General features: G+C 38.1%; 9 protein-coding genes. 4 read left to right on the top strand and 5 right to left on the bottom strand.

Translation table 11 applies throughout. From position 1 onward, the window contains the following. Positions 1-238: 238 nt before the first annotated feature. Positions 239-853 carry an arsenate-mycothiol transferase ArsC gene (locus A3EM_RS0111015; protein ID WP_020528267.1) on the top strand — a complete coding sequence of 205 codons (615 nt, stop codon included), beginning with the start codon at positions 239-241 and terminating at the stop codon, positions 851-853. Positions 854-959: 106 nt separating this feature from the next. Here the strand turns inward: A3EM_RS0111015 and A3EM_RS0111010 are convergent, their stop codons facing one another. From A3EM_RS0111010 to A3EM_RS0110990, 5 genes are all read right to left on the bottom strand, one after another. After that, positions 960-2585, bottom strand: coding sequence for a metallophosphoesterase family protein (locus A3EM_RS0111010; protein ID WP_020528266.1), 1626 nt, complete (start codon positions 2583-2585; stop codon positions 960-962). A 188-nt stretch (positions 2586-2773) separates the two neighbouring features. Further along, positions 2774-4420, bottom strand: coding sequence for a RagB/SusD family nutrient uptake outer membrane protein (locus A3EM_RS0111005; RefSeq protein WP_245576495.1), 1647 nt, complete (start codon positions 4418-4420; stop codon positions 2774-2776). A gap of 41 nt (positions 4421-4461) precedes the next feature. Continuing rightward, positions 4462-7848: a SusC/RagA family TonB-linked outer membrane protein gene (locus tag A3EM_RS0111000; protein ID WP_044238078.1), complete on the bottom strand. Its 3387-nt coding sequence runs from the start codon at positions 7846-7848 to the stop codon at positions 4462-4464. A 229-nt stretch (positions 7849-8077) separates the two neighbouring features. Next, the gene (locus A3EM_RS0110995) at positions 8078-9043 is read right to left on the bottom strand and encodes a FecR family protein (RefSeq protein ID WP_020528263.1); all 966 of its coding nucleotides are present in this window, start codon (positions 9041-9043) and stop codon (positions 8078-8080) included. Between the two features lie 91 nt (positions 9044-9134). Then, the gene (locus tag A3EM_RS0110990; protein WP_020528262.1) at positions 9135-9722 is read right to left on the bottom strand and encodes an RNA polymerase sigma-70 factor; all 588 of its coding nucleotides are present in this window, start codon (positions 9720-9722) and stop codon (positions 9135-9137) included. A 380-nt stretch (positions 9723-10102) separates the two neighbouring features. Between A3EM_RS0110990 and A3EM_RS0110980 the strand changes: the two genes are divergently transcribed. From A3EM_RS0110980 to A3EM_RS0110970, 3 genes are all read left to right on the top strand, one after another. Beyond that, a complete protein-coding gene (locus A3EM_RS0110980; protein WP_020528260.1) occupies positions 10103-11050 on the top strand; it encodes a phosphotransferase in 948 nt (315 codons plus the stop codon). A 2-nt stretch (positions 11051-11052) separates the two neighbouring features. Beyond that, complete coding sequence (locus A3EM_RS0110975; RefSeq protein WP_020528259.1) at positions 11053-11886, top strand: 3'(2'),5'-bisphosphate nucleotidase CysQ family protein; 834 nt, start codon at positions 11053-11055, stop codon at positions 11884-11886. A 308-nt stretch (positions 11887-12194) separates the two neighbouring features. Next, a complete protein-coding gene (locus A3EM_RS0110970) occupies positions 12195-12839 on the top strand; it encodes a trimeric intracellular cation channel family protein (RefSeq protein ID WP_020528258.1) in 645 nt (214 codons plus the stop codon). The last annotated feature ends 8 nt before the right edge of the window (positions 12840-12847 follow it).

Here is a 12847-nt window from a genome sequence, read left to right as displayed (position 1 = left end):
CTGCTAATGAAAGAACATCCGCAACTTCATGAGTCTAATAGTAAGTGGTGCTATATTAAATTTAAAACTTACGACCTTTCATAAGTATTTGAAAAGTACAAGGAAGATTCCCGCTTCCTGGAGTTAAAAGTAGGGTTACCATTCTTCGTGATTACAGATACTGATGGTAATATGTTATATAAAACAAATGATTATCAAAAAACTGAGGAAATAGCCATGTTCCTCTCAGAATAAAATTATGGATATTCAAAAATTAGAACAATATATTAAAGAAGTTAAATTAGAATTTGACCAGATTTCTCAGGAAAGAAAAAACGTACTGGAACAGTTGACTGCTTTTATTCAGACTGCTGTGCAGGAAAAGGGAAATGCTGACCTGATTTTAATTTGTACCCATAATTCCAGAAGAAGTCACTTGTCCCAGGTTTGGGCACAGGTAGCTGCTTTTCATTATGGGATTAAAAACGTTCAGGCCTATTCAGGGGGTACCGAAGCCACAGCTATGTATCATATGGCTGCTCATGCACTTGAAAAAGCCGGGTTGGAAATCAAAAAGCTTTCAGATGCCAGTAATCCTGTTTATGCGATCAAATACCACCCAGACGAACCAGCTGTCATTGGATTTTCAAAAACCTATGATGACAGTTTTAACATACAAAATGGCTTTGCTGCGGTGATGACCTGCTCTCATGCAGATGCCAATTGTCCTTTTATTCCTACCGCAGCTAAAAGGATTTCTCTTCCTTTTGATGATCCCAAAGCTTATGATGGAACCCCTCAGCAGGAGGAAAAATATGATGAAAGATGCAGAGACATTGCCAGGGAAATGTTGTATGTATTTTCCAAAGTGTGATTTTGGGAAAATGATTAAATAGACGTAGGCTTTTTCACGGTTAAAATTTCCAATGAAAAAAGCCTACGTTTACAAAATTCGCCTCAATTAGTAAAAAACTTTAATACTAAAGTTCTACGGTAATTGGCCAGCCCACAAATTGTGAAGCATTACTTTCCCTAACATCAACGTTTCTGGGCCAACATTCGAAAGTTACTTTATTTTCATTTTTGTGAAAACGGATCAGACCGTAGCCAGCTCCATTAGAATCAGAATCAGGGTTGGCATAGGCATACATTGATATTTTATTCGCAAATCCATCAAGATAATCTCCAGTCCATGGCAAAGGATTTTTAGGATTATGGTTTAATCCTTCTTTTTCATTTGCAGGCCACCACCATCTGCTGTAATAATTGTTCACAATAGCCGGAACCACAAACGACCAGGGGCCATCTCCAAACTCATTAATACCATGTTTGATTACAGTCGCCAAATGTTGGTCACCTCCAATATGGACGGCATTAGCTTTTTTTATCTCTTCAAGCGCTCTATTCCTACCGGTTTGAGGCCAGCCGTTTGAATCCATATCTGCATGTAGCCTGTTTTCCTTTGAACCGTGTAAATGAGAGGCACAGGAGAACCCTGTCTGCGATAAAACTACTTTCATAAGAGAATTTTCCTTATTTCTACCCCAGTCTTCCAGGAAATTCAGTTGGCGATCACCCAATAATTTCAAACCTTCCACATCCACAGTTTTTGGGTCATAATTAGGATCATTGATATGATCGGGTCGGGGGCCTTGCTGGGGAATTTTACCCATTGGTCCGGATTTAAATTTTCGATCTTCCACAATGGCGAAATCAACTCCTCCAATGATTAAATTAGTGTAATAAACACCAATTCCCTGTTCTATTGGGGTGGGATCATAAGGATCAGGAAGATGGGCAGTCTGACATCTTTCTACCATTTTCACATATTCCGGATGATACGTATAACCTCCATCGCTGGCTCCTTTGGCCACTGACTTTTTTCCATTTTCACCCCAAAGATTTGGCTGACCTACATCGTGATCATCCGGAATACTGACGCATGGTCGATTCCTAAATATATCTCTGAATTGCAATCCGAATTTTAACCAGGCTGCGGTATGTTCATGATGATCGTAGGATTGATCTCCTGCAAAAAAGACAAGATCAGGGTCCTGAAAGTTGATATTTCGGATATAATTTTCCCTCATTCCTCTGTCCTGATTGGAATTACAAGACATGGCTGCCAGTACAATTTCCTTTTTGTCCTTTGGATCCTTTCGGATTGTCCCTTCAAAAGAAGCTTTTTCACCATGTAGAATTCTATAGGGTATATTTTTCGAATCGTCCCAGTTTTCTATTCTGAATAAGGCAGACCAGCCAATATCGTTTACGGTTTGCTTTTGTATTTCTTTCCAACTGTTTCCTTCTTTTATTTCTAATCTGACTTCCCGGGTTTCATCAGGATATAGGGGGAAAAGCTGAGCAGAAAGTTTTAAAACATGATTTGCCACAGAATACATTCCGAAAGCAACCACTTCCTCTCTGGGAACATCTATATCCACTATTTTACTTTTTCCTCTGTTCCACCAGTCGTTAGTAGCCAATGTATCCAATCCCGAAAAAGGAGCTAAAACAGGAGGCTCCATGGCCGTTTCAGTAGTTGGGGATTGACATCCATTGATAGAGATTATCACAAAGATTAATATAGCAAAGTATTTTTTCATAAATTGATGGTAAAAGTTTGTCCAGTATTAGAATAAGGTAGCCCTGCGAAGGGCATACCCTTATGTTCCAAACACTGATAAAGTAGTATATTGAAGATTAACCTCATCGTGTATTTAATCATATAAATACACGATTTAGAGGTTGTTATTAAAGACTCATACCAGTTCCTGATATGGAGTGTAGGTGTTTAATTTGTCAGGTTTGGATTAATATTGGTTTCGGATTCAGGTATAGGCCAAACCTCATCTATTCCCTTCCTGAAGTTTTTTGTAGTTACATACCACCTGAAGTTCGGATCGAGTTTTTTAGAGGTAGATTCATATAGTTCAGAATCTGGAAAAGGAGCTCCCCAAAAGTCCCCCTGCAAAACATCTCCTGCAATTTCCCATCGCAATAAATCCCAAAGTCGTGTGCCTTCCATAGCCATTTCAACCCTTCTCTCTTTCCTGATAATCTCCCGGAGTTTTGCCGGGTCGGTTTCCGTAATTGGCGGCATATTTACAGATTCTCTTCCCCTCACCAGGTTGATGGAATTGTCTAATAAATCCTGAGTAATTACTGATCCTGCTTCAAGTTCAGCTTCCAAATAGCTTAATAAGACTTCTGCATAACGGATAACCGGAAGATTCCCTCCATAAAGCCTTAATCCTCCATTATACGATTCATCTAAGTATTTTCTGAGGCCATATCCTGTTCTGGTGGCTTGTTTTGAATAAGTAAGTTGATCAAGGGAATTGGTGGAATCTGGATGAACCACTAAAGTACGTCCCTGAAAATCACATCCATCCCAGGTAAGGGTGTACCTGAAACGAGGGTCCCTGTTAGCACCCATATCCCTTGAATTATACCTTGGGTCATCATAGGAAAAAGGAGTACCGTCATCCCAGTCATAAGCATCTGCCAGACTTCCTAATGGATTTACAATATGCCACCCACCGGAAGAGGCCGGTAAAGTATGCTGAGGTAAAGCATTCCCGGCTATTCCATCATAATACAATGAGCTAAAAATATTTTCAGCACTATTTTCTTTGGAAGGGAGAAAAATTGACTGGTAGTCAGGATCAATCATATTATCTCCAAAATCTATGATTTGTTTATAAGTTGCTGCAGCCTGCGCAAATTGCTTTTCCGCCAGGTAGATTCTACCTAAGAAAGCTAATGCCGCCTGCTTACTGGCTCTGCCTTGCTCCGCATCAGTTAATTCGGAAAACCTTGGCAGGTCATCTACTATTTCGGAGAATTCACCGATAATAAATTGTACAACTTCTGATTTTGGAGCCTTGTTGACCACATTTGCTTCATCAGGAGTTAAGGTGGTTGTCACTAAAGGAACTCCTCCCCAAAACTGTGACAAATAAAAATATTGAGTTGCTCTGATAAACCTGGCTTCAGCCGCCATCCTGTTTATTTTGGCTTCTTCCATTGGTACATTTACCACATTTTCCAAAAAGTCATTACTAATGGCAATTCGTTTATACGATCCCCCCCAATAGGACGAAAGTACGCCATTATTGGGTAATAAAGTACCATCAGTTAGTCTGTTTTGGTTGGCATTGTCACCTCTTCTGTCATAAGCGTTATCTGTGGCATGCTCCAAGAAAACAATACCACTATAGGTCCACCAATCTGGCGGATTTACACTAGTGCCATATTCAATTGCACCGCGATATACTCCGGTTAAAGCAATTAAGGCATTTGTTTCATTGGTCCAGAAACTTCCGGAAGCAAATTGGTTTTCGGGATATTGTTCCAGTTTATCCTCACAGGAAGTCATGATTCCTGTCAAACTAAAGAAAAACACGCTTAATATTATATATCTATTTATGCTATTCATTTTCATCGATTTTATCTTTTTTGAATTTTGGAAATATGGATTTAAAATCTGGCATTTACACCCAAAGTGTAAGTGGCCAAAATGGGGTAATACGCACCACCAGAATTAATTTCCGGATCCCATCCTTCCCGATAAGAATTAAAAGTGAATAAATTTTCTCCACTTGCATACACCCGTATGCTCTGAATGCCAGCAGGCTCCAAAACTAAATTAGGAATAGTATATCCTATTTGTAGATTTTTTATCCTGAGATATGAAGAACTAATTACCCAAAAATCAGATAATTGCGTGTTGGGAGATCCACTATTGGTTAGTACCTCGAGCCTTGGATATTCAGGGTATCTTTCAGGGCTATCCGGATTAAATCTCCCATCCATTTGCCATTGCTGAATACTTCCCAGATTAAAAAATGCATATCCTGCATAACCTTCCATCCTGCCTTTTACCCCGGCAACTCCCTGTAAAAAGGCAGAAAAATCGAAGTTTTTATATTGCATCCCCATGTTCATGGAGAATGTATATTTTGGAATTCTGCTACCTAGGTAAGTTCTGTCATAGGTGGGATCAACTACACCATCAGGAACTCCATCAGGTCCACTGATATCTTTATATCTAATGTCTCCTGCCTGTGCATTCGGAGTTACTTTAGTTTGATCTGCCCACGCATTGATATCATCCTCACCTAAAAATACCCCATCAGATAAATAACCATAATACATTTGCATAGGATAACCAATAAACAAATCACTGCCATTACCGACCAACCCATTTGGTTGATTTACATTTCCCAATCCAAGGGTTACCACTTCATTCTGAATGATGGTTAAGTTACCCTGAATGTTATATCTAAAATCTCCCAGGTTATTTTCATGTGCTAATTCAAATTCCCAACCAGCATTTTTCACTTTTCCGGTATTGGTTTCCCCAATTCCTACTCCTAAAACAGCTGAAACGCTTGAAGATGGCGTATATAAAACATCATAGGTATTTCTGTTAAAATAAGTGGCATTAAACCTTAATCTGTCGTCAAAAAAACCTGATTCAAAACCTAAATCATAAGTTTCTGTTGATTCCCAGTGAATATTTGGGTCTTTGTAGGTAGCATAGGCAGCTCCGGTTGAAACACTTGTCCCAATAGGATAATCTCTACCAGAGGCAAGTGTGGCCTGATAAGGATAATTACCAATATTCTGGTTACCAAGAATTCCCCATGAAGCCTTAAGTTTCAAGTTGGAAAGCCAGGTAATATTTTGCATGAAATCTTCCTCAATAACTCTCCATCCAAGCGCCATTGAGGGGAAAGTAGCATATTTCTGGTTTTCTGGAAATCTCGAAGAACCATCTCTTCTGACTGTGGTTTCAAATAAAAATTTATCATTATACTGATATACCAATCGGCCAAACAAGGATTGAATTGCCCATTCTTCATCAAATCCATTTACCTGTTGATTGTCAATTCCTCCCATTGTCAGACTGGTATAGTCATTACTTGGAAAATTTTGACGAAAACCATCAAAATAACTTGTTACTGCATTTTCAAATGAATAACCGGCTAATATTTTGAATGAATGCCCATTTATATCCTTACCATATTCAGCCAGGTACTGCATGGTTTTAAATAAATTTTTATTCCTTGACTGAGTTTTATCAGATAAAGCTAAATTTACCTGAGGATTGAGTACCATGGAGGCATGATAGGATTCATCCTCATCTAAAGTGAAATTATATCCTCCGATTGCAGAAAGGGTTAAACCCTCTATTGGTTTCCAGTCTAACCGACCATTAATTCCGGCTTTACTGGTAGGCCTGTATCGGTAAGAAGCTGATTGTAACCAGGCTACAGGTGTTCCTCCACTTTCTGGCCCAATGCCAAAATCGCCATTGGAAGCCTGACCAAGGAAAACAGAAGGATATCTCACCGCATTTTGAATAAGCTGGTCTTCAAAGTTTCCGCCCTTATTTGCTGTGGCCTGTGGTTCATTCCTTTCTTCAGTGGAAAGGGCTACCCGAGTAGTAAGTGTAAGGTTTTTTGTAAGTTCACTTTCCAGGTTTAGCCTAACATTAAATCTTTCATAATCATTTTTTTCTACCAGACCCTGCTGATTTAAGTAACCCACTGAAAGAAAATATTTGTGAGAATTCAGTCCTCCGGATAGGGATACATTATGACTGGTTTGAACGCCATTTCTCGAAAAAACTTCATCAAGGAAGTTGGTGTTAGGATAATTATCAGGGTCTTCACCTGATTTAAATTTGGCAATATCATCTGCTGTATAACTGTTGGAACCGGAAGCAATATTAAACATTTCCGCATATTCCCAGGATTCAGCCAAATCCGGATATTCTGTGGGAGAAGTAATCCCTACATATCCATTATAACTCACAGACATCTTGCCCTTCTGTCCATTTTTTGTGGTAATAAGAATTACACCATTAGCAGAACGAGCTCCATAAATGGCAGCAGAGGAAGCATCTTTTAAAACCGAAATTGATTTAATGTCATCCGGGTTAATTTCATTGAGCGAACCCGGGATTCCATCCACAAGCACTAATGCACTTGGAGTAGCCCCAAATGAACCTACACCCCGGACCCTAATTTCAGAACTGCTTCCAGGTTTTCCAGATCGTTGAATAACCGTAACTCCAGCCATTTGGCCAACCAAAGCATTTGAAAGTTGAGAAACCGGCCTGTTTTCAATATCCTTAGAGTCAATTTGTGAAACAGAACCAATTACATTCACTTTTTTCTGTGTGCCATAACCTACCACTACTACCTCATCAAGTTGTTCCAGATCTTGTTCCAGTACTATATTAATTTCTGTTTGATTTCCTACTACGATTTCCTGAGTATTATAACCTATATAGCTAAATTGAAGGGAACTTCCTTCCGGAACCATAAGGGAATAATTACCATCTAAATCACTGGTTGTTCCATTGGTAGTCCCTTTCACTAAAATACTCACGCCTGGTAAGGGCTCTCCGTCTTCATCTGAGGTAATTTTCCCGGAAATCTTCTGTTGATACGTAATTCCTTCAAAGGCTTCTTCCAAAGGCTCCATTTTAACTCTCCATTCCTTTATCGTAATATTGTTATTAATCCTTTTGAAGGCTAACCCGGATTCTTCGGCAACTTTCCTGAGAATATTTCCCAATGATTCATTTTCAAATTGATAATTGAAAATCATGTCAATTTTAGAAATATTCCTTTTCTCATATATAAAAGAGAATTCTGTCTTGGACTCCAGCCCTTTGATAATTTCACCTATATTGGCATTGGAAAATCCGATGTCAACATAAATTTCTTCTATACTTTTCTGAGCCTTTCCATCTCTTGCAATAAGAACTGTAAATAAAAGAGACTGAATTAAAAGTCCAAATAATGCTAATTTAGACATAAAAATTACTTGTTGTATTAATTTCAATTTCATACTTTTAATGTTATTGATGAATAAAGTCAATGAGATCCTTATTTTTCCAGTCTGTGTTCGCCAAAACTTTTCTGGAAATAAGGATGAAAGATAAAAGCCGGTAATTCTTAGGAAGGACTGGCTTTTATTTTACCCGGCCTTTAGCTGGAATTGGGGGAACTAGGCTTGATTCGTGTTTTCATTTTCATTTTATTTTAGTTAAAAATATTTTCCTTTCGGCTACAGGAGGTCAATAAATGATTACCCGCTTATTCTTAAGTTTATATTTAAAACCGCCTGCATAACTTAGCGTTTTCAATATGTTGTCCAGGTTTTCATTGTTGTATCTGCCATAAAATTCAGACTCCAGTACAACAGGTTTTTTTAATTGAAATTCTACTCCATACCATCTTTCAAGGATGGCTATAATTTCTGTGAAATTCTCCCCTTTTATAAGCAAAATCCCATCTCTCCATGCAGTAAGGTCACTATCATGACGACTTTTGGTGATATCTTTTTTGCCTTTATGGTAGGTTGCCATTTCTTCAGCAGTAAGAATTACAGCATCAGTTTTCCTATTTTCATCAGATACCACCTGTACTTTTCCCGAAACCACAGCTACCTGAATTTCATTTTCTCCCGGATAAGAATTGATATTAAAAGAAGTACCCAATACCCGGGTAGTCACATTTTCTGTACGAATAATAAATGGTCTTTTTTCATCTCTTTTTACCTCAAAAAATGCTTCACCTTTTAAGAAAACTTCTCGTTTATTTCCAATAAATTTCTCTGGAAAAGTCAATTCACTTTCCGAATTTATTTTAATGGAAGTACCATCTCCAAGCACCAGCTCCAGACGCTGTCCTTTTTGTGTACTCTTTGTTATATAGGCAATTTCAGCTTTCTTGTTTTCCGGTTGAGGCAGATTAGTTTGATAAATAATCCAACCTGACACAAGCAGAATGGTAAGCATTGCTGCATATTTTAAAACCCTTCTTTTCCAAACTGATTTGTATTCTCTATCCTGAATTTCAAATTTTATATTATTGAGAATTCTTAAGCCCCTGTTATTTTTATACTCCTCATTTTCTTCTTCAAACTTTATTTTTTGATGTTGAAAAGATTCCAGAAAATCCTCAAGAAGTTTTTCCTCCTTTAAGGTACAATCCCCTCTGAGGTATTTCTCATATAAATTACTTATTTCCTTTTTATCCATAGGGGAAGTTTCATTTTATGATGGTTCTAACTTGAAGTACCTTAGCAAAAGGAATGGTACTATGCCAGTTAAAAAAAAAATTACTTTTTTTTTAACTGAAGCACAAAATGAGGAAAACAGCCAGACTTGGGATGGAAGCTTTGAGTAATTTGAGGGCTTTACTTATCTGATTTTTAACCGTTTGCACAGAAATACCAAGCTGGTCAGCAATCTCCTGATGGGATTTTTGTTCGAATCTGCTCAGGTAAAAAATTTCTCTGCACTTGTTTGGAAGGTTGGTGATTGACTCATTTAATATAATTTCAAGGTCCTGCAGATTGATTAAATTTTCTGTTTCATTCACTAATTTTATTTTATTAATAGTCTGCAAATGGCGTTGTTCCACTTCCTGATGACGAAGGAATTTAAAAATCTGAAATTTTACGGATTTAAATAAATAAGCAGAAAGGTTTGAAATTAAAACTTCCTTTTTTTTCAACCATAGGTCAACAAATATTTCCTGGATAATATCTTCACAAACCTGAGTCTTTCGGATTACATTAAATGCGTAATTATAAAGTTTCGACCAATATCGCTGATAAATTTCCAGGAATGCATCCTCATCATCCTTTTGTATTAGAAAAAGCAATTTATCATCAGGAATATTCTGGTAATTTTTTATTGAAGGTCTGTTAAACATTAAATTTCAAATTTTACAATTTGGTTATAAGGTAAGAATTTGATGAACATATTGTTGGCTATAACTAAAAGTAAAAATTTAATCTCACTATTCCAAACAGGAGGATGGACCTTGTTTACCAAGGCATAAATCAATTTTGGGACAGGACCATTTAATGGTTTAGTGTAAAAAAAATATGTGCTAAACTTTTTGTTTACAACCAGTCGAAAAATATACCTCATTATAACTTTCCCAAATTATTTAGAGCAATCTAAAAATTATTAAGCCTCATTCAATTAAAATATATCGCTGTAAAAATTTTTAACCCTATTTGCATACCCCAAGCCTTAAAAGAAGAATCAGGGACTTAACATTAGACAATTTATTATCTTTGATGCCCTATGAATGAACATTTTAAGTCGATAATCCTGCAAAGTACAGAAGCTTCCTCAATAACTGAAAAAGAAGTGATTCAGGAATTATGGAGTGGGTACGGAAAAATCATACGAGTTGAACTGGAAGATGCTCCTTTGGAAAGTGTGGTAGTAAAGCATGTGCAGTTGCCCAAAAATAATAGGCATCCACGTGGTTGGAATACAGATATCAGTCATCAGCGGAAGTTAAAATCATATGAAGTTGAAACTACCTGGTATGACAAATACAGTCAGGACAGCATAGCTCGTCTGCCACAATGTTTTGCCATAGCAAGACGGAACAATGAGGTAATGATGTTACTGGAAGACTTGGATGCAGCAGGTTTCCCCTTACGCAAACGGTCTATCGTGTGGGAAGAAATTGAAAAGTGTTTGGCATGGTTAGCCAAGTTTCATGCGAGCTTTCTGGGTAAGGTTCCTGATGGGCTTTGGGAAGTGGGAACCTATTGGCATTTGGAGACCAGACCACAGGAATTAGCGGTATTGGATGATCCTCAATTGAAAGCGGCAGCTCCATTTATAGATGAAAAACTGAATGCCAGTGCATACAAAACATTTGTACATGGGGATGCCAAGCTGGCCAATTTCTGTTTTGCTCTGGATGGACAGGTTGCAGGGGTAGATTTTCAATATGTTGGTGGTGGATGTGGGATGAAAGATGTGGCCTATTTTATAGGAAGTTGTCTGGATGAAAGGGCATGTGAACGGTTGGAAATAAAAATACTGGATACCTATTTCGAACATTTACAAAATGAACTTGGCGCAAAAAATGAAGCCTTAGAAGCTGAATGGCGTTCCTTATACAGAGTAGCCTGGGCAGACTTTCATCGTTTTTTAAAAGGGTGGAGTCCCGGGCACTGGAAAATAAATGGATATAGCGAACAAGTAACAGCAGAAGTAATCAATAGTCTTTAAAAATGGATTTCTTACAACTTAAAAATATTGCCGTCAAGGCAGCACTTTCCGCAGGAAAAATCATTCAGCAATACATGAATGAGGAAGTTGTGGTGGAAAGCAAACAGGGAGGATCAAGTTATGCTTCACAAGTGGTCACTGTAGTGGACAGGGCATGTGAAGCAGCAATCCTTTCCCATTTGCGTCCCACTTGTGAAGCCTTTGATTTAGCGCTTTTATCAGAAGAGACTGAAGATGATGAAAGCCGGTTTGATAAAGATTTTTTCTGGTGTATCGACCCGATGGATGGAACGCTGCCTTTTATTAATAAGCAACCAGGGTTTTCCGTATCCATTGCTTTAATTGCAAAAGATGGGATACCATATATTGGAGTAGTCTTTGATCCCAGCACAGGGACATTGTACCATGCCATTAAGGGAGATGGAGCATATAAGAATGATAGCCGCTGGGAAATTAAGCATAAAAATGACTATCTAACTTATGTGACAGATCGCAAGTTAAAGGATACCCCTCAGGCAGGTAAAATAACAACATTGCTAAACCAAAATGCAGAGAAGTTCAATTTAAATGGGATAAAAGAAATTGCCGGTTCGGGTTCTGTATTGAACGCTATTCTTGTATTGGAAAATGGCCCTGCATGTATGTTAAAATTTCCGAAAAAAGAAAGTGGAGGGGGGAGTATTTGGGATTTTGCCGCTACAGCCTGTATTTACCAGGAATTAGGGTTGCCTGCCACAAATTTTGAGGGCGGAAAGTTAGACTTGAATAGAAAAGACAGCACTTTTATGAATCATCAGGGTGTATTTTATGCTAATATGATTTTGGGAAATAAATAAGAAGATTTCATAAATGCTTGTATAGGTTCAAAACCGGGAATCATTTAAAAATGGAATTTTACCGAGGAAATAATCCTCTATTTTACCGAGGGGTGAAGTCGGACATCCTGTGGTAAATTTTGTAGTCAGGTAATAAAAAATAACAGAATTCAAGTATGGATTTAATTGCACTTGTAGATAGCTTTGCCGAATGCTTCTTTTCAAGTGGAGCAGCAAAAAATGTCAGCAATCAATAAGCTTCTGCTGCGAAGGATTGCCTGAGATAGTTTTTTGTAGTTAATAGAAAGAGAACAGTGAATTGAATACCTATGTACGTACCTGAATTTTATTACTATGCACTTGGAATGGCTGGTACTGTCGCCTTTGCTGTGACAGCAGTCCTTGCTGTTATTCCAAAAGATATTGACCTTTTTGGAGCATGTGTAATGGGTATCGTCACCTCAGTAGGAGGGGGCACTATTCGGGACATCCTTCTTGATCAACCTATTTTTTGGGGAAATGACCTCAATTATATCTGGGTGGCACTGGTTTCCAGTATTGTAGCCTTTTATGGGAATAGACTGATGGAACGCAGATATGTATATTCCACCATGCTTTATTTAGATGGGTTGGGTGTAGCCATGTTTGTCATTCAGGGGGCTGAAAAGACAAGAGCTTTGGAATTTGCCATGCCGGCAGGACCCGTGTTATTAGGATTAACCACAGCCATTGGTGGTGGGGTTATCCGTGATGTACTTGCCGGGAATACCACCCTGTTCATGAAGAAAGAATTGTATGCGGTTCCTTTAACCCTTGGGGCATTCCTTTATACGGTACTTTTAAATGTTTTTCCAAACCACATGTCATTGGTTGGTATTGGATGCGCAGTGCTCACTTTCTTATTCCGGGCAGCAGCTATTCACTGGAAATTGCATGTTCCCAAATGGATGCTACTAAGGGGGAAGAAGGAATAAAAGCCCTT

This window comes from Flexithrix dorotheae DSM 6795 (assembly GCF_000379765.1).
Taxonomy (GTDB): Bacteria; Bacteroidota; Bacteroidia; order Cytophagales; family Flammeovirgaceae; genus Flexithrix; species Flexithrix dorotheae.
This window is presented reverse-complemented; position numbering and strand designations above follow the sequence as displayed.

Coding starts and splice junctions, on each gene's coding strand:
- A3EM_RS0111015 (WP_020528267.1), top strand. CDS start 239: ATGGATATTCAAAAATTAGAACAATATATTAAAGAAGTTAAATTAGAA.
- A3EM_RS0111010 (WP_020528266.1), bottom strand. CDS start 2,585: ATGAAAAAATACTTTGCTATATTAATCTTTGTGATAATCTCTATCAAT.
- A3EM_RS0111005 (WP_245576495.1), bottom strand. CDS start 4,420: ATGAATAGCATAAATAGATATATAATATTAAGCGTGTTTTTCTTTAGT.
- A3EM_RS0111000 (WP_044238078.1), bottom strand. CDS start 7,848: ATGAAATTGAAATTAATACAACAAGTAATTTTTATGTCTAAATTAGCA.
- A3EM_RS0110995 (WP_020528263.1), bottom strand. CDS start 9,043: ATGGATAAAAAGGAAATAAGTAATTTATATGAGAAATACCTCAGAGGG.
- A3EM_RS0110990 (WP_020528262.1), bottom strand. CDS start 9,722: ATGTTTAACAGACCTTCAATAAAAAATTACCAGAATATTCCTGATGAT.
- A3EM_RS0110980 (WP_020528260.1), top strand. CDS start 10,103: ATGAATGAACATTTTAAGTCGATAATCCTGCAAAGTACAGAAGCTTCC.
- A3EM_RS0110975 (WP_020528259.1), top strand. CDS start 11,053: ATGGATTTCTTACAACTTAAAAATATTGCCGTCAAGGCAGCACTTTCC.
- A3EM_RS0110970 (WP_020528258.1), top strand. CDS start 12,195: ATGTACGTACCTGAATTTTATTACTATGCACTTGGAATGGCTGGTACT.